Source organism: Pseudomonas sp. IPO3747 (assembly GCF_013385245.1).
Classification (GTDB): Bacteria; Pseudomonadota; Gammaproteobacteria; order Pseudomonadales; family Pseudomonadaceae; genus Aquipseudomonas; species Aquipseudomonas edaphica.
Genome location: NZ_JACAQL010000004.1, coordinates 339,137 through 363,737, shown reverse-complemented (window position 1 = coordinate 363,737; position 24,601 = coordinate 339,137). Strand labels below are relative to the sequence as shown.

General features: G+C 59.1%; 21 protein-coding genes. 12 read left to right on the top strand and 9 right to left on the bottom strand.

Features of this window, described 5'->3' with window-relative positions:
* The first annotated feature begins 5 nt into the window (after positions 1 to 5).
* Positions 6 to 1,196, top strand: coding sequence for a 2-methylaconitate cis-trans isomerase PrpF (gene prpF, locus HX790_RS08570; RefSeq protein ID WP_017134745.1), 1,191 nt, complete (start codon positions 6 to 8; stop codon positions 1,194 to 1,196).
* 200 nt (positions 1,197 to 1,396) lie between these two features.
* The gene (gene prpD, locus HX790_RS08565) at positions 1,397 to 2,881 is read left to right on the top strand and encodes a 2-methylcitrate dehydratase (protein ID WP_017134746.1); all 1,485 of its coding nucleotides are present in this window, start codon (positions 1,397 to 1,399) and stop codon (positions 2,879 to 2,881) included.
* A gap of 144 nt (positions 2,882 to 3,025) precedes the next feature.
* Here prpD and HX790_RS08560 read toward each other — a convergent pair whose 3' ends face one another.
* Both HX790_RS08560 and HX790_RS08555 read right to left on the bottom strand, forming a co-directional pair.
* A complete protein-coding gene (locus HX790_RS08560; protein WP_017134747.1) occupies positions 3,026 to 4,348 on the bottom strand; it encodes an AAA-associated domain-containing protein in 1,323 nt (440 codons plus the stop codon).
* A 14-nt stretch (positions 4,349 to 4,362) separates the two neighbouring features.
* Positions 4,363 to 6,108 carry an ABC transporter permease subunit gene (locus tag HX790_RS08555; protein WP_017134748.1) on the bottom strand — a complete coding sequence of 582 codons (1,746 nt, stop codon included), beginning with the start codon at positions 6,106 to 6,108 and terminating at the stop codon, positions 4,363 to 4,365.
* 390 nt (positions 6,109 to 6,498) lie between these two features.
* Here HX790_RS08555 and HX790_RS08550 point away from each other — a divergent pair, with 390 nt between their 5' ends.
* Complete coding sequence (locus HX790_RS08550) at positions 6,499 to 7,347, top strand: hypothetical protein (protein WP_017134749.1); 849 nt, start codon at positions 6,499 to 6,501, stop codon at positions 7,345 to 7,347.
* Between the two features lie 62 nt (positions 7,348 to 7,409).
* Here the strand turns inward: HX790_RS08550 and HX790_RS08545 are convergent, their stop codons facing one another.
* The 5 genes from HX790_RS08545 to HX790_RS08525 are packed head-to-tail and all read right to left on the bottom strand — an operon-like array spanning position 7,410 to position 12,895.
* A complete protein-coding gene (locus tag HX790_RS08545) occupies positions 7,410 to 8,141 on the bottom strand; it encodes an alanyl-tRNA editing protein (RefSeq protein ID WP_017134750.1) in 732 nt (243 codons plus the stop codon).
* Positions 8,142 to 8,143: 2 nt separating this feature from the next.
* Positions 8,144 to 9,136 (bottom strand): serine O-acetyltransferase, encoded by a 993-nt coding sequence (locus tag HX790_RS08540; RefSeq protein ID WP_017134751.1) that lies wholly within the window; start codon positions 9,134 to 9,136, stop codon positions 8,144 to 8,146.
* A 37-nt stretch (positions 9,137 to 9,173) separates the two neighbouring features.
* Positions 9,174 to 10,088 (bottom strand): PLP-dependent cysteine synthase family protein, encoded by a 915-nt coding sequence (locus HX790_RS08535; protein WP_017134752.1) that lies wholly within the window; start codon positions 10,086 to 10,088, stop codon positions 9,174 to 9,176.
* A gap of 15 nt (positions 10,089 to 10,103) precedes the next feature.
* Positions 10,104 to 11,966, bottom strand: a complete 1,863-nt coding sequence (gene moeB, locus HX790_RS08530; protein WP_099548797.1) for a molybdopterin-synthase adenylyltransferase MoeB — start codon at positions 11,964 to 11,966, stop codon at positions 10,104 to 10,106.
* A 35-nt stretch (positions 11,967 to 12,001) separates the two neighbouring features.
* Positions 12,002 to 12,895 carry a DMT family transporter gene (locus HX790_RS08525; protein WP_017134754.1) on the bottom strand — a complete coding sequence of 298 codons (894 nt, stop codon included), beginning with the start codon at positions 12,893 to 12,895 and terminating at the stop codon, positions 12,002 to 12,004.
* 160 nt (positions 12,896 to 13,055) lie between these two features.
* On the opposite strand from HX790_RS08525, the gene HX790_RS08520 reads away from it, so the two are divergent.
* Positions 13,056 to 14,480 carry a PLP-dependent aminotransferase family protein gene (locus tag HX790_RS08520; RefSeq protein WP_099548997.1) on the top strand — a complete coding sequence of 475 codons (1,425 nt, stop codon included), beginning with the start codon at positions 13,056 to 13,058 and terminating at the stop codon, positions 14,478 to 14,480.
* A gap of 178 nt (positions 14,481 to 14,658) precedes the next feature.
* On the opposite strand, the gene HX790_RS08515 is transcribed toward HX790_RS08520, so the two are convergent.
* On the bottom strand, positions 14,659 to 15,477 hold the full coding sequence (locus tag HX790_RS08515; RefSeq protein ID WP_003193298.1) for a pyruvate, water dikinase regulatory protein: 819 nt from the start codon (positions 15,475 to 15,477) through the stop codon (positions 14,659 to 14,661).
* A 178-nt stretch (positions 15,478 to 15,655) separates the two neighbouring features.
* Between HX790_RS08515 and ppsA the strand changes: the two genes are divergently transcribed.
* From ppsA to HX790_RS08475, 8 genes are all read left to right on the top strand, one after another.
* Positions 15,656 to 18,031 (top strand): phosphoenolpyruvate synthase, encoded by a 2,376-nt coding sequence (gene ppsA, locus HX790_RS08510; RefSeq protein WP_017134756.1) that lies wholly within the window; start codon positions 15,656 to 15,658, stop codon positions 18,029 to 18,031.
* 106 nt (positions 18,032 to 18,137) lie between these two features.
* Positions 18,138 to 19,127, top strand: a complete 990-nt coding sequence (locus HX790_RS08505; RefSeq protein ID WP_017134757.1) for an alpha/beta fold hydrolase — start codon at positions 18,138 to 18,140, stop codon at positions 19,125 to 19,127.
* Positions 19,128 to 19,361: 234 nt separating this feature from the next.
* Positions 19,362 to 19,850 (top strand): ribonuclease E activity regulator RraA, encoded by a 489-nt coding sequence (gene rraA, locus HX790_RS08500; protein ID WP_169985266.1) that lies wholly within the window; start codon positions 19,362 to 19,364, stop codon positions 19,848 to 19,850.
* A gap of 25 nt (positions 19,851 to 19,875) precedes the next feature.
* Positions 19,876 to 20,871, top strand: coding sequence for a zinc transporter ZntB (locus tag HX790_RS08495; RefSeq protein WP_138814349.1), 996 nt, complete (start codon positions 19,876 to 19,878; stop codon positions 20,869 to 20,871).
* Between the two features lie 86 nt (positions 20,872 to 20,957).
* Complete coding sequence (locus HX790_RS08490) at positions 20,958 to 21,203, top strand: hypothetical protein (RefSeq protein WP_005790375.1); 246 nt, start codon at positions 20,958 to 20,960, stop codon at positions 21,201 to 21,203.
* Between the two features lie 2 nt (positions 21,204 to 21,205).
* On the top strand, positions 21,206 to 22,030 hold the full coding sequence (locus HX790_RS08485) for a mechanosensitive ion channel domain-containing protein (protein ID WP_003193288.1): 825 nt from the start codon (positions 21,206 to 21,208) through the stop codon (positions 22,028 to 22,030).
* 87 nt (positions 22,031 to 22,117) lie between these two features.
* Positions 22,118 to 22,708, top strand: coding sequence for an RNA polymerase sigma factor SigX (gene sigX / locus HX790_RS08480; protein WP_017134760.1), 591 nt, complete (start codon positions 22,118 to 22,120; stop codon positions 22,706 to 22,708).
* A 107-nt stretch (positions 22,709 to 22,815) separates the two neighbouring features.
* Positions 22,816 to 23,796 carry an OmpA family protein gene (locus HX790_RS08475; protein WP_017134761.1) on the top strand — a complete coding sequence of 327 codons (981 nt, stop codon included), beginning with the start codon at positions 22,816 to 22,818 and terminating at the stop codon, positions 23,794 to 23,796.
* Between the two features lie 60 nt (positions 23,797 to 23,856).
* Here HX790_RS08475 and cobA read toward each other — a convergent pair whose 3' ends face one another.
* Complete coding sequence (gene cobA / locus HX790_RS08470) at positions 23,857 to 24,600, bottom strand: uroporphyrinogen-III C-methyltransferase (protein WP_169984969.1); 744 nt, start codon at positions 24,598 to 24,600, stop codon at positions 23,857 to 23,859.
* Position 24,601: the final 1 nt, after the last annotated feature.

Genomic DNA, 24,601 nt, shown 5'->3' with positions numbered 1-24,601 from the left:
TAACCATGGCACACGCAGCGCAAATCAAGATCCCCGCCACCTACATGCGTGGCGGCACCAGCAAGGGCGTGTTTTTCAGCCTCAAGGACCTGCCCGAGTCGGCGCAGGTGCCGGGTGCTGCTCGCGATGCCTTGCTGTTGCGGGTCATCGGCAGCCCCGATCCCTACGACAAGCAAATCGACGGCATGGGCGGTGCAACCTCCAGCACCAGCAAAACCGTGATCCTGGCCAAAAGCACCCGGGCCGATCACGACGTGGATTACCTGTTTGGCCAGGTCTCCATCGACAAGCCGTTTGTCGACTGGAGCGGCAACTGCGGCAACCTGTCGGCGGCGGTGGGTTCGTTTGCCATCAGCGCCGGCCTGGTTGACCCGGCCCGCGTGCCGCATAACGGTGTGGCGGTGGTGCGGGTGTGGCAGGCCAATATCGGCAAGACCATCATCGCTCACGTGCCGATCACCGACGGCGCGGTGCAGGAAACCGGCGACTTTGAGCTCGACGGCGTGACCTTCCCGGCTGCCGAAGTGCAGCTGGAGTTCATGGACCCGGCAGCGGAAGAAGAGGGCGGCGGTGGCTCGATGTTTCCCACCGGCAACCTGATCGACGACCTGGAAGTACCGGGTGTCGGCACCTTCAAGGCGACGCTGATCAACGCCGGTATCCCGACGATTTTCATCAACGCCCAAGACCTCGGCTACACCGGCACCGAGCTGCAAGGCGCGATCAACAGCGACCCGAAGGCCCTGGCAATGTTCGAGACCGTGCGGGCCTATGGCGCGTTGCGCATGGGCCTGATCAAACACTTGGACGAAGCCGCCCAGCGCCAGCACACGCCGAAGGTCGCGTTTGTGGCAAAACCTTTGGATTACGTGGCCTCCAGTGGCAAGGCAATCAAGGCCGGTGATGTGGATTTGCTGGTGCGCGCACTGTCCATGGGCAAGTTGCACCACGCGATGATGGGCACGGCGGCGGTGGCGATTGGCACGGCGGCGGCGATTTCCGGCACCCTAGTCAACCTCGCGGCCGGTGGTGTCGAGCGCAACGCGGTGCGGTTCGGGCACCCGTCCGGCACCTTGCGCGTCGGTGCCGAAGCCACCCAGGTGAACGGCGAATGGGTGGTGAAAAAAGCCATCATGAGCCGCAGCGCACGGGTGTTGATGGAAGGCTTCGTGCGCGTGCCCGGCGACGCGTTCTAACCCTTGCGGGAGCTGGCTTGTGTGGGAGCTGGCTTGCCTGCGATGGCATCACCTCTGTGTTTCAGATGAACCGAGGTGATGCCATCGCGGGCAAGCCCGGCTCCCACAGGTGATTCTCTATTTCAAGGCAGACACCCAAGATCTGCTTTCCAATAACCGTAAGCCCGAGGACTAACCCCAACCCACTTTGGAGTACTGCCATGAGCGCCAACGTCGACCAGAATAACCGCCCCGACTACGACCAGGTCCTGCAGGACATTGCCGACTACGTCCTCAATTACCGCATCGATTCCCGCGACGCGTTGGACACTGCACGCAATTGCCTGATGGACACCCTCGGTTGCGGCCTGCTGGCCCTGCGCTTCCCCGAGTGCACCAAGCACCTGGGGCCGCTGGTGGAAGGCACCGTCGTGCCGTTCGGCGCGCGTGTGCCGGGCACTTCATTGCGTCTGGACCCGGTCAAAGCCGCCTGGGACATCGGCTGCATCGTGCGCTGGCTCGACTACAACGACACTTGGCTCGCCGCCGAATGGGGCCACCCTTCGGATAACCTCGGCGGCATCCTCGCCGTGGCCGATCACCTGTCGCAAAAACGCGTGGCCAACGGCGATGCGCCACTGACCGTGCGTGCGGTGCTGGAAGCGATGATCATGGCCCACGAAATCCAGGGCGTGATTGCCCTGGAAAACTCCTTCAACCGCGTTGGCCTCGACCATGTATTACTGGTGAAAGTCGCCTCCACGGCGGTCACCGCCAAGCTGATGGGCGCCAACCGTGAACAGCTGCTGTCGGCGTTGTCCCACGCGTTTGTCGATGGACAGGCGCTGCGCACCTATCGCCATGCGCCGAATGCCGGCTCGCGCAAATCCTGGGCGGCCGGGGATGCATCGAGCCGTGGCGTACGCCTGGCGGATATCGCGCTGCGCGGCGAGATGGGCATCCCCGGTGTGCTGAGCGCGCCGCAATGGGGTTTTTATGACGTGCTGTTCAGCCACACCAATAAAGACCTGGCGCTTAAGCCTGAGGACAAGCGTGCGTTCAGCCTGTCCCAGCCGTATGGCACCTATGTGATGGAAAACGTGCTGTTCAAGATCAGCTTCCCGGCCGAGTTTCACGCGCAAACAGCCTGTGAAGCGGCGGTGACCTTGCACCCGTTGGTCAAGGATCGTCTGCATGAAATCGAACGCATTGTGATCACCACCCACGAGTCGGCGATTCGCATCATTTCCAAAGTCGGGAAGCTGGCTAACGCCGCCGACCGCGACCACTGCCTGCAGTACATGACTGCGGTGCCGTTGGCGTTCGGTAATCTGGTGGCCGAGCAGTACGAGGATGAATTCCACGCGGCGCACCCGATCATCGATGAGCTGCGCGAAAAGATGGAAGTCGTTGAGGACTTGCGCTACAGCCGCGAATACCTGGAGGCCGACAAGCGCTCTATCGCCAATGCCGTGCAGGTGTTTTTCAAGGATGGCACCCACACTGAACAAGTCGCGGTGGAATACCCGATTGGGCATCGCCGCCGTCGGGTGGATGGCATTCCATTGCTGGAAGACAAGTTCAAAGCCAACCTGGCCACGCGGTTTACCGCGCAGCGCAGTGGCGAGATTTTTGCGTTGTGCAAGGATCAGGCGCGGCTTGAGGCTACGCCGGTGAATCGGTTTGTGGACCTGTTTGTGATCTGACAAACACCAAAAAACTAACGGGGGAGCTAGCTTGTGTGGGAGCTGGCTTGCCTGCGATAGCATCACCTCGGTACTTCAGAAACACCGAGTCGCCTGCATCGCAGGCAAGCCAGCTCCCACAAAAGCCAGCTCCCATTAGGTCCATTACATACTGCCTTCCACATCATCCAGGCTGAATGTCTCGGTATGGTCGTCATAGGAGAAAATCTCCGCATAACGCCCCCACGCCACCACGCTTTCCAGGGTTTTCTCCACAAAGGCTTCGGTCATCGAGTCTTCCAGCTCCTGCTCAAAACGCACCCGTGGCGCACGGTGCCCGCTGCGTTCAAGCAATACCTGATGAATCCGCGCGGCCAGAGGCACGTGTTTGATCAAGTGCTCGGCGAACAGGGTTTTGCGCTCTTGCGTGCCGTAGTCGGCGAACAGCTTGCCGGCGTCGGTGAGGGTGATGTCCGCGCCCTTGAGTTCAGCGAAACCCAAATGCTCGAGCATCTCGGCCACCGGGAACAGGTCATCGACTTCCAGCAAGCGCCGTTCGGCCACGGTCGGCAAGCCGGCGTGGCCGTTGTAAGGCTCGGCGGCCAGGGTTTCGATCAGGCCGGCCATCAGGTTGGTGGATACCTCCGGCAGCAGGCTGCCCATTTTCAGCTCGGGTATGCCACGGCTGGCATCGGCGCTGCGTCGGTCGGTCATCAGTGCGTAGATGTCGTCGACCATTTGCCGGAACGTCGGGTCCAGGCGGTTGCGCGGGTGCGCGAACGGCACCTTGATCTCGGCGACCACGCGGCCGGGGTTGGATGACAGCACCAGAATACGGTCGCACATCAGCACCGCTTCTTCGATGTTGTGGGTCACGATCAGGATCGACTTGATCGGCAGCTGTTTGCCGCTCCACAGGTCGAGCAAGTCAGTGCGCAACGTCTCGGCGGTGAGCACGTCAAGGGCTGAGAAGGGCTCGTCCATCAGCAACAGCGTCGGGTTGACCACCAGGCCACGGGCAAACCCCACGCGCTGGCGCATGCCGCCGGAGAGTTCGCGCGGGTAAGCGTTTTCAAACCCGTCGAGGCCGATCAAGTCGATGGCGGCCAAGGCGCGCCGGCGGGTTTCCTTGCGCTCGACTTGCAAGGCTTGCAGGCCGGCTTCGACGTTTTCCAGCACGGTAAGCCAGGGGAACAGGGCAAAGGTCTGGAACACCATGGCCACACCTTCGGCCGGGCCGTTGAGCGGCGCGCCGTTGTAGCGAACTTCGCCGGATGATGGCTGGATCAGCCCGGCGATGATGCGCAGCAAGGTGGATTTACCCGAGCCGGAACGGCCAAGCATGCCGACGATCTCACCCTCGTGCAGGCTCAGGTCGACGCCGCTGAGCACTTGCAGCTCGTCTTTACCTTTGCCGAACACCCGGTTGACGTTTTTCAGCGAGTAGATTTGCGGGGTATCGGCAGTGTTTTCGGTGTAGGTAGTCATCACGGCGAATCCCATCAATTCAGACGAAGTTTGTTTTCAGCGATGGCGTACATCGGCCGCCAGACTGCGCGGTTGAACGCCACCACGAAGATCGACATCACCACCACGCCCAGGGCAATTTTCGGGAAGTCGCCGGCCGCGGTGGTTTGCGCGATGTAGGCGCCCAGCCCATGGGCGACCACATTGTCCTGGCCCCAGGACACGTACTCGGACACGATGCTGGCGTTCCAGGCACCGCCCGAGGCGGTAATGGCGCCGGTGACGTAATAGGGGAAGATCCCCGGCAGCATCACCTTGCGCCACCACAGCCAGCCACGGATGCGGAAGTTGGCGGCGGCTTCCTTGAAGTCATTGGGGAAGGCACTGGCGCCGGCAATCACGTTGAACAGGATGTACCACTGGGTGCCCAGCACGATCAGCGGGCTCAGCCAGATATCCGGGTTGAGGTTGTAGTGCAGGATCACGATCACAAACACCGGGAACAGCAGGTTCGCCGGGAAAGCCGCGAGAAACTGTGCCAGCGGCTGGATTTTTTCCGCCAGTGCAGGGCGCAAGCCGATCATTACGCCTAAAGGCACCCAGATCAGCGAGGCGATCAGAATCAGCCCGGCCACGCGTAGCAAGGTGATCAGGCCCAGTACAAACACGTGGCCGACTTCGGCGAAGGTCACTTCGGTGCCGACGTATTGCACGATGTGGTACAGCGCATACGCGGCCAGCAACGCAATCAACGTGCCCCACACCCAGTCGATCACTTTTGACGCCGCCGGTGTTTCTGCCGGCAACGCCTTGAGCGCACCGCCCGCCAGGCTGAAGCGTTTGTTGCCGATCCGGCTGAAGGCGCGGGTAATAGGGCGCAGACTGCGTTGCACGATGCGCGTGCGCTGGATCAGGTTCAGCAGCCAGGATTGTGGCGCAGCGCCCTGGGACGCGGTGGTTTCCATGCGGAACTTGTCAGCCCAGGCCACCAACGGTCGGAACAGCAACTGGTCGTACAGCAGGATCACCACAATCATCGCCAAAATCACGTAACCCACGGCGTGCAGGTCTTTCTGGGCGATCGCCAAGGCCAGGTACGAACCTACGCCCGGCAGGGTGATGGTCTTGTCGCCGACGGTGATGGCTTCGGAGGCGACCACGAAGAACCAGCCGCCGGACATGCTCATCATCATGTTCCACACCAGCCCCGGCATGGCGAACGGCACATCGAGCTTCCAGAATTTCTGCCAGCCGGAAAGCCGCAGGTTGGTCGACACCTCTACCAAATCGTGGGGCAGCATGCGCAGCGACTGATAGAAGCTGAACGTCATGTTCCAGGCCTGGCTGGTGAAGATCGCAAAGATCGCCGCGAGTTCGGCGCCGAGCACGCGCCCAGGGAACAGCAGCAGGAAGAACGTCACCGTGAATGAGATGTAGCCGAGCACTGGCACCGATTGCAGGATATCGAGCACCGGCACCAGCAGCTTTTCAGCACGTCGGCTTTTGGCGGCCAGGGTGCCGTACAGCAGGGTAAAAACCAGCGCCGCGACCATGGCCGCGAGCATGCGCATCGTGGTGCGCATCGCGTATTCCGGCAGGTTGGCCGGGTCGAGGGAGATGACTTCACTTTGCAACGTGGCGATGGGCGCCCAGGTTTCCCGCGCGGTAAGGGAGAAAAACAGCAGAAAGCCGATCACCAGCGGCAGCGCGACCAGGTCCCAGCGGTTGGGCAGTAAGCGCAGGGTGGATGCCGGCAGGTAATCGCGGAACACTTTGTTCATAGGCATTCAGTCCTGCAGCGTTCAGGTTCAGGGGCGTAATGGGAGTGAGCTTAGCTGCTGCACGAATGCCCCACCGGGAAGGACAGGCGCTGTTTTCGTGAGTCAGGGGCAACGATGCATTGCTGGCGGGATTGTACGTTTCTGAATGTTACAAGCACATAAATTTGCTGTCAGTTTCCTGTACGAACTGCGGCTTGGGCACCGGTTTTGCCTGCGTTGATCAACCTTCAGGAAAAGACTGATTGAGCTGCCGACATAATTAGCTACCCACACATCCTGTATCCCGGGAACCGCTTTCAGATAAATGCCAATCAATGGGTCAGATCACTTGCCGCAGCAAGTCTCTGCCAACCCACAACTCAGCACTGTCTGGATTTGAGAAAGCACCCTATGAATAGCGTAAATACCCGGCCACAAACGAACTCCCCAACGGGCTACGAGGCGTCGCAATATTCGCAGCCCCTTCGTCAGAAAAACATGGCCGATACCTCAACGGGTGTCGACACACAGGGCGATGCTGCAGCTCCTCGGCCGCCCGTGACGGCAGAGCAACGCGGTCAGTTTTCGAGCCACAACACCCTCGTTAACCAGCCGCAATTGCATAAGGTCGGCCCACAGGCTGAGACCCTGGAGTTGTTGGGTAAAAATAACCAGCTCCTGATCGACTTCAAGGCGTTTATCACCGAGTGCCAGGAGAAAATCGTCAATCTTAAAAACGATATTGTCGAACTGCGTGAGCAACTGAGTGCTCCATGCAAAGACACCGACGAGGCCCCCGTAGAACTGCCTCAAACACCTCAAGAGTCGGTTAAGCAGGTTGTTCAAGACGCTCGGACAACTGAAGTTGCCCAGGATCAAGAGCTTGAGGAGGCGCTCAAGCTAAATACGCAGTTGCGCGATGATATCGGCGAGCTCATGCAGCAGATGAAAGAGGCCTTTGAAGCGTTGGGCAAGGAGCTTAAAAGTATGACTGAGCACGTCAAGACGATGACCAAACCTGAAACCCAGGCGCCAACGGCGCCAGCGGATAAGTCCATTATGACCACCAGCGATGAGCCGGCAGATCCGACCAACGAGTCACCCACGCAGGCACTGCCCACCGCTGATCAATTCAGGGTGGACAACGCTAGTATCGAAGCGGGTATTGCTGAGATGAAGTCCTACTACAGCACACAAATTTCATTGCTTGAGGAACAGGTTCAAGTGTTGAAAAAGCACCTTGATGAGGCGAAGCAGTAAGGCTTGGCTTCACTTCGGCAAGCGTGGGTCTCCAGCGCCCACGCTTGGCCGACTCGCGTACTTTAGCCCTCAAACCGCAGGATCACCCGGCGGTTATGCTTGCTCTTCTTCTCGATTTTTTCGCAGAACACCCGGCCGATTTCTTCGGTATTGATCACGTGGGTGCCACCGCACGGCTGGATATCGATCCCGGCGATTTCTATTACCCGCACCGAGCCCTGGATGACCGGTGGCGCCACCGCCTGGGTGCGGGTGATCTGCAGCAGGGTCGAGTATTCCGAGGCGGGCATCGACAGGGTCTTCACGGCATGGGCTTGTTCGATCAAGGCATTAAGGTCGCGGGTGATGCTGTCCTTGTCGAGGGTCATTTCCGGTAAATCGAAATCCAGGCGGCCTTTGTCTGCGCTGATGCTGCAGCCGGTGACGGGCGCATCAATGATCGAGCACAGCAGGTGCAGGCAGGTGTGCATCTTCATGTGCTGGTAGCGCCGTTCCCAATCCAGGCCGGCATCCACCTGCACGCCCGCCGTCAATTGCTCGGGGCAGTGTTCAACCTGGTGCCAGATGATCGAGCGCAACACCGGGTCGCGCACGGTGCCGGTCACGTTGACCCGCGTGCCGTCGGCCAGGGTCAGGTGCCCGGTGTCGCCCGGTTGCCCACCGCCGGTGGGGTAGAACAGCGTGTGTTCCAGGGCAATGCCTTGTTCACTGACGGCAATCACCCGGGCGCTGAAGGCGTTCTGGTAGGGCGCGCTGTCAAACAGCGCCAGGGTTTCCATGGTATGCACGGACATGTTCAACCTCCGACGATCAGTGGGCTGGCTTGCAGCAGGTGACGCACCATTGCGCTCAAGCCAGGCGGGGAGAGCAGGGTGATCTCAAATTCGGGGCCACAGACTTTCAGGTTCAGCGGCAAGCGTGGCAGATGGTCGCCGGTATCCAGGCGACGCAGACGAAACTGCAAGTGATGGCGCTCCTTCACCGTGGGCTCCAGCAGCAGCCCCTGCAAAGGGTGAAAGTCGGCATCCAGCACCGTGACCTTGTGGCTGGCGCTGACTTCGCCAACCACATGCAAACGCTCATCCAGCGCGAAAGCCCCCAGGTAATTGCTGTGATCCGATTCGGCATTCTTTTGTAATTGGATCTGGTTGACCACCTTGACCTTGGTGCCCGCCGGCACATCCTGGGTGATCACACACGAAGGGCTGATAAACACGTTGTCGCCAATCAGCACATAGCCCAGCACACGGGCGCCGGAGCCGACCTCGACGTTATTGCCCAGGCGCGGGTGGCGTTTGCCGTCCGGATTATTGGCAATGCCTCGGGCGCCGAGGGTCACGCCGCAGAGGATGTAGCAATCGTTACCGATCTCGCAGGTTTCGCCGATCACGGTGCCGAAGCCGTGATCCAGCACAAAGCGCCGGCCAATGCGGGCTGCGGGGTGGATTTCGGCGCCGGAGAGGATTTTGCCCTGGTTGCTGAGCTTGAGAGCCATGCGTGAAAACACACCGTTGGCCGGGTCGGGAAAATTCCACACCAAGTGTGCCAGCCGGTAGAACAGCACTGCCTTGAACGACGCGTAGGATTCCAGGATCAGTTCGCCACGCCCACGGGACGCCGGGTCGCGATAGGCATAGGCAATCAAGTCCTCTGCCACGGCCTGGGCGGCGTTCTGGATCAATGGCGCCAAATGCGGCTCCAACTGCTTCATCTGCGCAGGCGTCAGGGTCTGGATGAGGTGAGTGAGCAACTCATCGTGCAGCTGTTGCATGTCGATAAAGCCCCCCATGGAGGCACCCCCACAGTCTGGATGGTTGAAAAACCGATTATTCGAAATTGGGCAGGTAGCTATCGGCATTGTCGTAGACCATGGTCAACACCACCGTTTCAGGCGGGAGTTCGGGAGCGAGTTGGGCAATGGCAACCATGTTGGCGGCCGAAGACAAACCCAAGCTGATGGCGTCGGTGCGCATGATGCGTTTCATCATGTCGAGGCACGCCAGGCGTGAGACCTTGAGCATGCCGTCCAGTACACCCACGTTAAGAATGCTCGGGATCAAGCCGATCGACAGGCCCTGAATATGGTGCGGCGCGTGCTGGTCCTTGAGCAGGTCGCACTCTTCCGGTTCCACACCCATGATGCGCATCGCGGGCCAGGCTGCCTTGAGGGTTTCGCCGATGCCGGTGATATGGCCACCGGTGCCGATGCCGCTGACGAAGTAGTCCACCCGCTGCTCGCCGAACGCGCGGAGGATTTCCGGTGCGGTGGTGTCGCGGTGAGTCTGCGGGTTGGCGCCATTACGCTGCTGGTTGAGCATCACGAAGTTGGGGTTTTCCAACTGCAGTTCCATGCACTTTTCGCCGTGGGAGTTGTTGCCCAGACGGCTGTCCGACAGCACCACCTTGGCGCCGTATAAACGCAGCAGTTTCTGTTTTTCGGGGCTGTAGTTGTCAGGGATCACCAGCACCACTTTGTAGCCCAGCACATTGCCGGCCATCACCAGGCCAATGCCGGTATTGCCGCCGCTGGGCTCGATGATGGTTTGCCCGCAGTTGCGAATCAGCACGCCTCGGCGTTCTGCGTCGAGGATCATGCCCAGGGCAATACGCGCCTTGTGGCTGCCGCCAGGGTTGAGGGATTCGAGCTTGGCGTAGACCTCGATGCCGAGGTCTTCGGAAAACTGCGCCAGGCGCACGATCGGCGTATGGCCGATCACGTCGAGAATGGAGTTATGCAACATCGCTCAGCCCCCGGATCAGTACAAAGGCATGTCGGGTTCGACGTCGCGAACCCAATGTTTCATGCCGCCCTGCAGGACTTTGGTATTGGCGAAGCCGGCGGCCAGCAGGGTGCCGGCCGCTTGCTCGGCGCGGGTTCCGGCGTAGCAGATCAGGTAATGGGTATTGTCGCGGCTGAGGCTGTCCAACTGCCCATCCAGTTCGGCCAGGGGGATATGCACCACGCCCGGCAATTTGCACACCTCCAGCTCGCTGGCGTCGCGCACATCCAGCAGCACGTCGGCGCTGCGTGGGTGTTCGAGCAGTTGCTTGAGCACGCGTGGTTTGATGTAGCGCTCCTCGGCCAGCGCGGGCTGGCTCGGGAGGGCGTCCGCGCAAACGGCTGGCGCGACGCTTTCGCTGTGGCGCAGGTCTGAGCAGCATGGGCAGTCGGCACGGCGTTTGAAGCGGATCTCGCTGAACTTCATGGCCAGCGCGTCGAAGCGCATCAGGCGGCCCGACAGCGGTTCGCCGATGCCGATGAGTAATTTAATCGCTTCGGTGGCCTGGATCATCCCGACCACACCCGGCAGCACACCGATCACGCCCCCGGCGCTGCAATTGGGTGCCAACTCGGCCGGCGGTGCTGAAGGAAACAGGCAGCGGTAGCACGGCCCGCCTTTGTAGTTGAGCACGCTGATCTGCCCATCGAAGCGGTAGATGGCGCCGTACACCAACGGCTTGCCCAGTTGCACGCAGGCATCGTTGACTAGGTAGCGGGTGTCGAAGTTGTCAGTGCCGTCGATCACCAGGTCATAAGCGCCGACCAGCTCCAACGCATTGTCGGCGTTGAGAGCGGTGTCGTGGGCGTTGATCTGGATATGGCTGTTGAGGTCTTGCAGCCGCCGCTTGGCCGACTCGACCTTGGGCATGCCCAGGGTGCTGTTGCCATGCACGATCTGGCGTTGCAGGTTGCTGCTCTCGACCACATCGAAATCCACCAGGCCCAGGGTGCCGATGCCGGCTGCCGCGAGGTACAGGCTGATGGGCGAACCCAGGCCGCCGGTGCCGATGATCAGTACCTTGGCTTTTTTCAGGTTCAACTGGCCTTCCCGGCCGACGCCGGGCAGGGTGATGTGGCGTACGTAGCGCTGCACTTCTTCGTTGCTCAGTTGGTCGACGTCCATGCCACCGGAGGTGGCCAGCAGCACTTCGATTTTGGCTTTTTCCGGCAACTGCTCATCGGCGCCGATCAGTTCTTCCTCGGCGGTGAACAGGAAGTGTTCCTTGAGCTGGTTGTTCTTTTCATGAAACAGGTGCGTGCGCAGCTGTGGGTGGCTGCTGCAGAGGCTTTCAATGACTTCGCGCAATGTCGATCCAGTGCCCTCAAGGGTCGATTCCGGCAGCTTGGCCACGCGAACCAGAATATCGGGGAAAGAGACAGCGTTCATGGACAACTCCGTGTGCAGGTCGTTGAAGGGTTTAAGGGCGAATTGCTTGCCATCCCAGGCAAACAGCTTTGAGCCCAGGGCCTGGCCCTGGCGCACGTCCACCACCAGGTAGCTGACGGGGTGGATCGGCTCACCCAGGAACAGTGCCTTGTCCTGGTCTTCATCACTGAAATAGGCGCCGACGTCCGGGTGGGAGTGGTAGATCACCACCACCGGGTTGTCGCTGCGAAACGCCTTGTTCATCAGCAGGGTGTCGGCCACCGAAAAGGTATAGCCATTGGCCGCGCTGCGCGGGTACATCTCGGGGTTCTTGTGGTGCAGCTCATTCTGGATATTGTTGCCCAGGTACACACTGCCATCGGCGAAGACAAAACCGCAGCATTCTTCCGGGTAGCTGCGGCTGGCATGGGCATAGATCTGTTCCAGAGCGGTGGGGCGGAGGACTTCCATGTTTCTCTCGCGTTGTTGTAGTTGTGGTTTAAGGGTCAATTTTTCTTGGCCAGGAGTTTTTCAACTGGCAACTTGGTGATCGCAAAGCCGGCCAGCAGGATGGCCGAGTACAGCATCAGGTCACGGGAAATTTCCACGCCCTCGTACCAGGCGCCGATGATCACCGCGAACACCGGGAAGATGATGAACACGAATGACAAAATGATCGGGCTCAAACGTTTGAGCAACATGAAGTACACGATAAACCCGCCCACCGACGCGACCAATCCCAAGTAGAACAAGGCACTCCATGAACGCAGGGTGATGTTTTCGAACGTCGGTGTTTCAAACCACAGGCCGGCCACGAACAGCATCAACCCGGCGATGCCGATGGGCAATGTGTTGTAGGTAATCACGCTGATGGCGCTGCCTTTTTGCTTGGTGATGACGTAGCACAAGGCATGCATGATCGCGGCGGTCAGAATTGCCAGCACGCCGAAGAATTCGGCGTGGTCCAGGTGCAGGCCCTGGCTCTTGATGATCATGTAGAGGCTGCCGAAACCGATGCCGATGCCGACCACCTGGGAAAAGTAGATGCGCTCGCGCAAAAACAGCGCGGAAAAAATCAGGATGAACACCGGCATGCAGCTGAACAGCAGCGCGGTGAGGCCGGACGACACGTGCATCTCGCCGTAGTTGAGCAAGTAATAGGGAACGCTGAAGTACGACAGGGTCACAAATACGAAGAACCAGCGGCTTTCGCGCGGGAACAGTATCGGCTCGCGGCGCACCAGGGCAAAACACAGGAACAGCGGGAATGCGATCAGAAAGCGCAGCCCGGCGGACGTCAGCGGCGGCACGCTTTCGACGGCGATCTTGATGCCCAGCCAGGTGGTGCCCCAACTCAGGCACACGATGAGAAACATCACGCTGGTGACCAGACCGGCCAACCACTGTTTCTGATTTTTTGTTTTTGTAGTGTTTTCAAGAACGGCGGACATTGGCATCGTTTATTGCTTCCCTGAGCCGGAATTGAACTCTATATTGACTGTGTATTAAGTTGTTTCATCCGGTGATTGAACCCGTAAAAGCACACTATTAGGGCGAATGATGGCTGTCAAAACAAATATTGACATGGTGTCAATTATGCGTGAGGGGTTGTCCAGCGGTCAGGGCGTCAAGTACAAACGCCTGTCCGATGTGATGGAGCGGGGCATCCTTGAAGGCTTGATTGAGCCGGGGCGCAAACTGCCGCCCCATCGGGTTCTTTCCGATAACCTTGGCGTGACCATCGGCACCATCAGCCGAGCCTACGGCGAGCTGGAACGCCTGGGGTTAGTGGTGGCGCGTGTCGGTGACGGCACCTTCGTGCGCAAGCGTGGGATGGAGCGCCAGCGTGATGAAGGCTTTCGTAACGTCAGCGAAGAGCCGCGCCAGTACTTCGACATGAGCCGCAACATGCACATTCCCGGGCAAGAGACGGTGTTTCTGGCCCAGAGCTTCCAAACCTTGTCGACCAACGCCAAATTCCTCCAGGACATCAGCGCCTATACGCCGGATGCCGGTTTGCCGCGCTACCGCGAGGCCGGTGCGCAATGGCTGGTGCAGCGCGATTTTCATCCGATTCCCGAGCAGGTCATCTGCGTCAACGGCGGCCAGCATGGCCTGCTCTGCGCCATGATGGCGTTGCTGCGGGCGGGGGATACGGTGGTCACTGAGCAACTGACTTACCCAGGGCTTATCACCGCCGCACGTATGCTCGGTGTACGGCTGATCGGACTGGAGATGGATGACGAAGGCGTGCTGCCGGGTGCGCTGGATGAAGTCTGTCGTAATCACCGGGTTTCGGCGCTGTACTGCACCCCGACGATCCAGAACCCGACCACGGCCGTGCTGTCGGTCGCACGCCGGGAAGCGCTGGCCAAGGTGTGCCGCGAGCATAATCTGTTGATTCTGGAAGACGAAGCCCACGGTGTGTTGGTGGAAGATCGCCCGCCACCGCTGAGCTTTTTCGCGCCCGAGCGTACGATTTTGATCAGCAGCCTGAGCAAGGCGGTGTCTGCCGGGCTGCGTGTGGGGTATGTGCATGCGCCACCGGCATTGGTCAGCCGGATTTCGGCGGCCTTGCGCTCGACCTGCTGGATGGCTACGCCGGTGACGCTGGAGCTGGCGACGCAATGGATCGAAAACGGCACGGCGGAATACCTGCTGCGCCAGCAAATCAACGAAATCAGCCGGCGCAAGGCTCTGGTGCGTGATCTGCTGGTGGGGCTGGAATACCGCACTCACCTCAACAGCCCGCACTTCTGGATTGAAGTGCCGGAGCCCTGGCGTGCGTCGGAAATCGAGGCGGAGCTCAAGCAGAATAATTACCTGATCGCCACCGCTGAGGCATTTGCCGTAGGGCAGACGGCGGTGCCGCAGTTTATTCGGGCGAGTATTTGTAATACGTCAGGCGATGATCAGTTGCTGCGTGAGGGCTTTGATGCGCTGGCCACCGCGCTGGGGCAGGGCGGTGACAGGTTTCAGCTGTAGGCAGGTTTACCGCGTTATCGTTCATCGCAGGCAAGCCAGCTCCCACATTTGGAATGCATTCCCCTGTGGGAGCTGGCTTGCTGGGGCCAGTTCAGGTCTCCACCAGAATCTCCCCCATTTGGAATGCATTCCCTTGTGGGAGCTGGCTTGCCTGCGATGGCGCCCGTGCAGGCACCCACTATTTGAAGCGGCGCTCCACACCTTTTTCCACCAGAATCTTCGCCGAAATCTCTTCCACCGAAAAATGCGTGGAATTGATGTGCGCAATATTCTCGCGACGGAATAGATTTTCCACTTCGCGCACCTCGAACTCGCACTGGGCATAGCTGGAGTAGCGGCTGTTGGGCTTGCGCTCGTTGCGGATGGCGGTAAGACGGTCCGGGTCGATGGTGAGGCCGAACAGCTTGTGCGAATGCGCACGCAGGGCGGCAGGCAGCGTCAGGTGCTCCATGTCGTCTTCGGTGAGCGGGTAGTTGGCTGCGCGGATACCGAATTGCATGGCCATGTACAGGCAGGTCGGGGTCTTGCCGCAGCGAGACACGCCCACCAGGATCAAGTCAGCCTTGTCATAGTAGTGGGTGCGGGCGCCATCATCGTTGTCGAGGGCGAAATTCACCGCCTCGATACGCTCCATATAGTTGGAATTGTGGCCAATGGAATGGGACTTGCCCACGGAGTAGGAGGAATGTTCACTCAGCTCCTGTTCCAATGGCGCCAGGAACGTAGAGAAGATGTCGATCATGAAACCATTGGAGGTTGCCAGGATCTCACGAATGTCTTGATTGACGATGGTGTCGAAAATGATCGGGCGAAAACCGTCTTTTTCAGCCGCCAGATTGATTTGTTGTACCATGGCCCGCGCTTTATCCACGCTGTCTATGTAAGGCCGCGTGAATTTGGCGAAGGTAATGTTTTCGAACTGCGCGAGCAGGCTCTGACCCAATGTTTCGGCTGTGATGCCGGTGCCGTCGGAGATAAAGAAAGCAGATCGTTTCATTTGAGCCCTGGGCCTTAAGCTGATGGCGAATCTTGGATATGATAGGCGCGATTTTGCCGTCCCGCAGTGGGCCGCATTCTCACTTATTTTCCAGGTCCAGGCCACAAGCGCTGGCGTTTGCTCCTACTGAGCCGCCGGCGTCCTGAGCTTTTCCAACACAGAAAGTGGAGAGATCACCTTGGTAGAGTACGTAGTTTCCCTCGATAAGCTCGGCGTCCATGATGTAGAGCATGTGGGGGGCAAGAACGCATCCCTCGGCGAGATGATCAGTAATCTTGCAGGCGCTGGTGTGTCGGTGCCCGGTGGTTTCGCCACCACGGCCCAGGCTTACCGCGATTTCCTCGAGCTGAGCGGCCTCAACGCCCAGATCCACGCCGCGCTGGACGCCCTGGACGTCGATGACGTCAATGCCCTGGCGAAAACCGGCAGCCAGATCCGCCAATGGATCATGGACGCCGAGTTCCCCGAGAAGCTCAACGAAGAAATCCGTACCGCGTTCGCAGTACTGTCGGCCGGCAACCCGGACATGGCAGTTGCCGTGCGCTCCTCGGCCACCGCCGAAGACTTGCCGGACGCCTCTTTTGCTGGCCAGCAGGAAACTTTCCTGAACATCCGCGGCGTCGAAAACGTGATCCGCGCCGCCAAGGAAGTGTTTGCCTCGCTGTTCAATGACCGCGCTATTTCCTACCGCGTACACCAGGGTTTCGACCACAAGCTGGTGGCCTTGTCTGCCGGTGTGCAGCGCATGGTGCGTTCGGAAACCGGCACCGCCGGCGTGATGTTCACCCTGGACACCGAATCCGGTTTCCGTGATGTGGTGTTTATCACCGGCGCCTACGGCCTGGGCGAAACCGTCGTACAAGGCGCGGTTAACCCGGACGAGTTCTACGTCCACAAACACACCCTTGAGGCCGGCCGCCCGGCCATCTTGCGCCGCAACCTGGGCAGCAAGGCCATCAAGATGATCTACGGCGACGAGGCCAAGGCCGGTCGCTCGGTGAAAACCGTTGAAGTCGACAAGGCCGAACGCGCGCGTTTCTGCCTGACCGACGCTGAAGTCAGCGAACTGGCCAAACAAGCGATGATTATCGAAAAGCACTACAAGTGCCCGATGGACATCGAGTGGGCCAAGGACGGTGATGACGGCAAGCTGTACATCGTGCAAGCGCGTCCGGAAACCGTGAAGAGCCGCACTTCGGCCAACGTGATGGAACGCTACCTGTTGAAAGAAACCGGCACTGTGCTGGTGGAAGGCCGTGCCATCGGCCAGCGCATCGGCGCCGGCAAAGTGCGGATCATCAAGGACGTGTCTGAAATGGACAAAGTCCAGCCCGGTGACGTGCTAGTCTCCGACATGACCGACCCGGACTGGGAACCCGTGATGAAGCGCGCCAGCGCCATCGTCACCAACCGTGGCGGGCGTACCTGCCACGCGGCGATCATTGCCCGTGAGTTGGGGATTCCCGCAGTCGTCGGTTGCGGCAACGCCACCCAACTGTTGAAAGACGGCCAGGGTGTGACCGTGTCCTGTGCCGAAGGCGACACTGGCTTCATCTTTGAAGGTGAACTGGGCTTCGATATCAAGCAAAACTCCATCGATGCGATGCCGGACCTGCCGTTCAAGATCATGATGAACGTCGGCAACCCCGACCGTGCGTTCGATTTCGCGCAGTTGCCGAACGCCGGTGTGGGCTTGGCCCGCCTCGAGTTCATCATCAACCGCATGATCGGCGTACACCCTAAGGCGCTGTTGAATTACGACGGCCTGCCGCTGGAAATCAAGGAAAGCGTCGACAAGCGCATCGCCGGCTACAACGATCCAGTGGGTTTCTACGTCGAGAAGCTGGTGGAAGGCATCAGCACACTGGCGGCGGCGTTCTACCCGAAAAAGGTCATCGTGCGCCTGTCGGACTTCAAGTCCAACGAGTACGCCAACCTGATCGGCGGCAAGCTCTACGAGCCCGAAGAAGAAAACCCGATGCTGGGCTTTCGTGGTGCTTCGCGTTACATCAGCGAAGCCTTCCGTGACTGCTTCGAACTCGAATGCCGTGCCCTCAAGCGCGTGCGCAACGAGATGGGCCTGACCAACGTCGAGATCATGGTGCCGTTTGTACGGACCCTGGGCGAAGCGAGCCAAGTCGTCGACCTGCTGGCTGAAAACGGCTTGTCCCGCGGCGAGAATGGCCTGCGCGTGATCATGATGTGCGAACTGCCGTCCAACGCCATCCTGGCCGAGGAGTTCCTGGAGTTCTTCGACGGCTTCTCCATCGGGTCCAACGACCTGACCCAGTTGACCCTGGGCCTGGACCGTGACTCGGGGATCATCGCGCACCTGTTTGATGAGCGTAACCCTGCGGTCAAGAAGCTGCTGGCCAACGCCATTCAGGCCTGCAACAAGGCCGGCAAGTACATCGGTATCTGCGGCCAAGGCCCTTCCGACCACCCGGACCTGGCCAAATGGCTGATGGAGCAGGGTATCGAAAGCGTCTCGCTGAACCCCGACTCCGTGCTGGAAACCTGGTTCTTCCTGGCGGAAGGCCAAGCGTCCGCTTAAGGGCGTGACGTCAAAAGTGCCGGTCACCCAGCCTGGGTGACCGGCATTCTTATCTGTACAGGGCGGAATTCCATCCGGACGCCGCCCTTTTTTGTGCAAGAGCATTATGCAAAGCAGCAGCAACCTATTTCCCGTCGCCTTGATCAGCGCTGAACGTCGTGGCGACCTGAGTGAAGATGTGTACCGCCTCAAACCCGGCAACAGCCCCGACGGCACCGTTGAGCTGGCTGTGACCCGTTTGGGCCTGGCAGATGTCCCGGAAAACCGGGGCACGCCGGTAATTTTATTGCACGGCAGTTTTTCCAATCGGCGCTTCTGGTATTCGCCCAAAGGTATCGGCCTGGGCGCTTACCTGGCGCGTCAGGGGTTTGATGTGTGGATCCCGGAAATGCGCGGCCATGGCCTGTCCAAGCGCAATCAGGATTACGCCAGAAACCGCGTCGCCGATTATGCGCGTTACGATTTGCCGGCGATCGGCGCGTTTGTCCGTGAGCAAAGCGCACAAATCCCGCACTGGATCGGCCACTCCCTGGGCGGCACTGCCTTGGCAGCGGCTTTGGGCGGTCAGCACCTTGGCGCGCCAGCCGTGGCGTCGGTAGCCCTGTTTGGCTGCCAGGTCAGCCGCACCCACTGGCCGTTGAAGATTCCGCCGCTGGAGTGGACCGGCCGTTTGCTCTTGAAACGCTTTGGTGAAGTATCCGGTGTACGGCTCAAACGCGGCCCCGAGGACGAGCCGGCGGGCGTGATGATCGAAGCCATGCGCTGGAACGGCCTGTTCGGTCGTTTTGGCGATGGCAAGCAGGACTGGTGGAAAGGCCTGGCCGATGTCGACGTGCCGCTGCTGGCGGTCAGCGCTGCTGGCGATCAACAGGACCCGGACTGGGCTTGTCGCAAGTTGTTCGAACAAGTTGGCTCTGAACACCGCCAATACCTGTGCCTGGGGCGCAAGCAAGGCTTCAGCGGGGATTTCGGGCACGTCGAGATGCTGGTCAGCAAGGCCGCGCAGGCCGAAGTGTGGCCGTTGATGGCGCAATGGCTGAAAGATCCACTGACACCTTTATTCGCAGCAGAGCCCCAAGTAGCTGCAACGGTTTAGCATAACCGCTCTGCCAAGGGCGTTTCACTCCAGAGAGGTTGCGGCTAAGATATGACGCGTCAAACGCTTCTGGTCATATTCAGTCGCGCAGTCGCTATTGCGTTGCGATGGCGTGGGTCTGATCATGGCCGCCGCTGAGGGGTGAGCGCTTAAACTTCAGCCGTTGTGACGCGTTTTTCTGATGTACACCGTGGGATGTTCGACCTCTTCCTTGATGACAGGAGTTTCCCGATGATTCATTACGTGACGCCCGATCTGTGCGACGCCTACCCGGAGCTGGTGCAGGTAGTTGAGCCGATGTTCAGTAATTTCGGTGGCCGAGACTCCTTTGGCGGTGAAATCGTCACCATCAAGTGCTTCGAAGACAATTCGCTGGTCAAGGAACAGGCCGACCAACCAGGCGCCGGCAAAGTGCTGGTGGTCGATGGCGGCGGTTCCCTGCGTCGCGCGCTGCTGGGCGACATGATCGCCGAGAAAGCTGCAAAAAATGGTTGGGAAGGGTTGGTGATCTACGGTTGCGTGCGTGATGTCGACGTCCTCGCCCAGACAGACCTGGGTGTGCAGGCGTTGGCGCCTCACCCCATGAAGACCGACAAGCGCGGCATTGGCGACCTGAACGTGGTGGTGACGTTTGCCGGCGTGACATTCCGCCCTGGTGAGTACGTCTACGCCGACAATAATGGCGTGATCGTTTCGCCAAGCCCGCTGAAAATGCCTGAATAAACCGCAGTAGCCGAAAGGGGTGAGGATGTTCGAGGAAGAAAACGCGCAATGGGGGCTGGTGCATGCCCTGGTGCTGGACGGTAAAGGCGGTGCGCGTTCGATTGCCCGGACTGAGCTCGATGATTTGCAGCTGCAGCCCCAGGAAAGCCTGTGGCTGCATTGGGATCGCAGCCATCCACAGACCCAGACCTGGTTGCGTAAATCCAGCGGTTTGAGCGAATTTGCCTGCGACTTGTTGCTGGAGGAAAACACCCGACCGCGCCTGTTGCCGCTGCCGGACAGCGAATTGCTGTTGTTTCTGCGCGGAGTCAACCTCAACCCTGGCGCCGAGCCGGAAGACATGGTCTCGGTGCGTATTTTCGCGGCAGCCAGTCGCGTGATTTCCCTGCGCTTGCGCCCATTGCGGGCTACCGATGAGCTGCTGGTGCAACTGGCTGAGGGCAAAGGGCCAAAAACCGCTTCTGAACTCATCCTTTATATGGCGCAGTACCTGACCAATAAAGTGCAGGATCTGGTCACCGACCTGTCCGAAGTCGTCGATTTAGAGGAAGAAAAACTCGATGCCGACGAACGGTATACTCCGGAGCACGGCAACGTCTTGCAGATCCGTCGACGGGCTGCCGGATTGAAGCGTTTCCTGGCGCCGCAGCGGGATATTTTTGCCCAACTGACGCGGATCAAATTAGCGTGGTTTTGTGATGACGATGCTGACTACTGGAACGAATTGAACAACAGCCTGACGCGCTACCTGGAAGAGCTCGAACTGACCCGGGAGCGCGTGGGGCTGGTACTTGAGGCCGAAGACCGGCGCTTGAGCGTACGCATGAATCGCACCATGTACCGCTTCGGGATCATCACCGGGATCTTCCTGCCGATGAGTTTTCTGACCGGTTTGCTGGGTATAAATGTGGGCGGGATTCCGTTCTCTGCCAGCCCCTATGGATTCGTGATTGCCTGCTTGTTGATGGTCTCGGTAGCACTGGGGCAATGGTGGCTATTTCGACGATTGCGCTGGGTTTGACCTGAATATGACCTGAACACAGGCAGGGGCACATGTGACCCAAAGAATTTAACCCTCGTCTTTTAACTCACTTGCGAGAGGTCTTTATGCACGATCCGTTCGAACAGTCTTTGCGTGACATGCTCAATGCGTCGCCATCCAACCGTGATGACGATGCATGCCTGGGCCGCGTGTTGAAAACCGCCAACCGTCAGGTAGGGGCGGGTGACCTGTTCGGTCTGCTGGGTCGTTGGTTGCCGGCGTTGATGATGGCCCTGAACAATGGTTCGGCCCACGTATCGCCGGTTTCGCGTCGTAAACCTCTTGCTCGCACTGCTGATAAGGCTGATTGAATATGGAACTTGATCTCTGGACCCAGAGCCTGGTCACCGCGATGACCGCATTGTGGACCAAGGTGGCGAATTTCATTCCCAACCTGTTTGGTGCTCTGGTTTTGGTGTTGCTGGGCTTTGTCGTGGCCAAGTTGCTCGACACCCTGCTGTCCAAATTGCTCGCAAAATTGGGGCTGGATCGCTTGATGGCGGGCACCGGCCTGACCAAGCTGCTAGGCCGTGCAGGGCTGCAAGTGCCGATCTCAACCCTCATCGGTAAGATCGTTTATTGGTTCGTTCTGCTTATTTTTCTGGTTTCTGCGGCTCAATCCCTTGGACTTGAGCGAGTTTCAGCTACGCTCGACATGCTGGCGCTGTATTTGCCGAAGGTTTTCGGCGGCGCGCTGGTGTTGCTGGTAGGTGTTTTACTGGCGCAACTGGCCAACGGGCTGGTGCGCGGTGCTGCTGAAGGCGTGGGGTTGGACTATGCTGCGGGCCTGGGGCGAATTGCCCAGGGGCTGGTGATCATCATCAGTATTTCCGTCGCGATCAGCCAGCTGGAGGTCAAAACTGACCTTCTAAACCACGTGATTGTGATTGTTTTGATTACCGTTGGTCTGGCAGTTGCGCTGGCCATGGGTTTGGGAAGCCGGGAAATTGCCGGTCAGATTCTTGCGGGAATCTATGTGCGTGAGCTGTATCAGGTTGGGCAACAGGTGCGTGTGGGCGAGGTCGAAGGGCAAATCGAGGAGATCGGCACGGTCAAGACGACGGTGCTGACCGATGACGGTGAGCTGGTATCGCTGTCCAATCGGATTCTCCTCGAGCAGCAGGTCAGTAGCCGCTAACCCGGCAAATCCTGCTAATGTACGCCGCCGCAAACCCGGGAGACCGGGCTGTAGCGGACATTGACCTGACTGTCGGCACGACTTGTTTTGAATAAAGCCCAAACGCTGTCCACGCGCTATGACCCCCGTGAGCTCTCTGATGAGGAGTTGGTCGCGCGCTCGCACACGGAGCTGTTTCACGTAACACGCGCGTACGAAGAATTGATGCGCAGGTATCAACGCACTCTGTTCAACGTTTGTTCAAGGTATTTAGGGAACGATAGAGATGCGGATGATGTCTGTCAGGAAGTGATGCTCAAGGTGCTGTACGGCCTGAAGAACTTCGAGGGCAAATCGAAGTTCAAGACATGGCTCTATAGCATCACGTACAACGAGTGCATCACGCAGTATCGTAAGGAACGGCGAAAGCGTCGCTTGATGGACGCTTTAAGTCTGGACCCCCTTGAGGAAGCGTCTGAAGAAAAGGCGCCGGTACCCGAGGAAAAGGCAGGACTTGATCGCTGGTTGGTGCATGTGAATCCGATTGACCGGGAAATTCTGGTGCTACGATTTGTCGCAGAGCTGGAGTTTCAGGAAATTGCTGACATCATGCACATGGGTTTGAGTGCTACAAAAATGCGTTACAAGCGTGCTCTTGATAAATTACGTGAGAAATTTGCGGGCGAGACTGAAACTTAGTGCGTGGCAAATATCTCTTACGTGTAGGCAAGTTCTGTTAGACTTGTCGCCGAGTTGTCCCCCGGTTTGTGGGACTGCTTTACAATCACCAGATGGGGATTTAACGGATGAAACTGAAAAACACCTTGGGCTTTGCCATTGGTTCTATTATTGCCGCTACTTCTTTCGGCGCACTGGCACAAGGCCAAGGCGCAGTTGAAGGCGAGCTGTTCTACAAGAAGCAGTACAACGATAGCGTTAAGCACATCGAAGACGGCTTCAACCCAGGCGCTCGCATTGGTTACTTCCTGACCGACGACCTGTCGTTGAACCTGTCCTACGACAAAACCAACCACACCCGTTCGAACGACGGTACTGGCAGCCAGAAGATCGGTGGCGACACTAGCAGCCTGACTGCTCAGTACCACTTCGGCCAGGCTGGCGTTGACAGCCTGCGTCCATACGTAGAAGGCGGTTTCGGCCACCAAAGCCGTGGCAACGTCAAAGCTGACGGCCACAGCGGTCGCGACCAGTCCACCCTGGCTATCGCCGGCGCTGGCGTGAAGTACTACTTCACCAACAACGTGTACGCTCGTGCCGGTGTTGAAGCTGACTACGCACTGGACAACGGCAAGTGGGACTACTCCGCACTGGTCGGCCTGGGTGTGAACTTCGGCGGTAACGCTGGCGCAGCTGCTCCAGCTCCTACCCCAGCACCAGCTCCAGAGCCAACTCCAGAGCCAGAAGCTCCAGTTGCTCAGGTTGTTCGTGTTGAGCTGGACGTTAAGTTCGACTTCGACAAGTCGGTTGTTAAGCCTAACAGCTACGGCGACGTGAAAAACCTGGCCGACTTCATGGCTCAGTACCCAGCTACCAACGTAGAAGTTGCTGGTCACACTGACTCCATCGGTCCAGACGCTTACAACCAGAAGCTGTCCCAGCGTCGTGCTGACGCTGTTAAGCAAGTCCTGGTTAAAGACGGCGTTGCTCCTAGCCGCATCACCGCGGTAGGTTACGGCGAATCCCGCCCAGTTGCTGACAACGCAACTGAAGCTGGTCGCGCTGTTAACCGTCGCGTAGAAGCGTCGGTTGAAGCTCAAGCTCAGTAATTACTGAGTGGTAGAAAAAAGCCCGGCTTAGGCCGGGCTTTTTTTTGCCTGAAATTTACCTCAGGCGCTGGCTGACACAGTAATAGAGGCGGCTTGCCCTGCGCCAGCAACACTGCCGATCACCAGGATTGCAGGGCTTTTCAGAGCAAATACCTGTGCATCGGTATGCATGTGCGCCAGAGTGCTGCGGCACTCGCGTTGCTGAGGCAATGAGGCGTTCTCGATCATCGCCACCGGCATATCCGCTGCCATTGCGCCCTCCAGCAATTGCTGACGAATCTCCTCCAGCTTCGCTACGCCCATATACACCACCAATGTCGTACCGCCCTCGGCCAAGGCACGCCAGTTCAGGCTGCTGTCGTCCTGGGTATGCGCAGTGACCAGCGTCACACCGCGGCTGACCCCGCGCAGCGTCAGGGGAATATCGCAGTTCGTTGCACCTGCCAGGCCCGCGGTAATCCCGTTGACCAATTCCACCTCAACCCCGCGTTCACGCAACCACAGCGCTTCTTCGCCGCCCCGGCCGAAAATACACGGGTCGCCGCCCTTAAGTCGCACCACGCATTTGCCTTGGCGCGCATAGCGCAGCATCAGGCGGTGGATAAAATCCTGGGGTGTCGAACGGCAGCCGCCGCGCTTGCCCACGGTTATCACCCGAGCGTCCGGGCAGTGCTCCAGCACCCTCGGGTTGACCAAATCATCGATCAGCACCACATCGGCTGCGTGCAGGGCGCGTACCGCCTTGAGGGTTAACAACTCCGGATCACCGGGGCCTGCGCCTACCAGCCAGACTTTTGCGCTCATG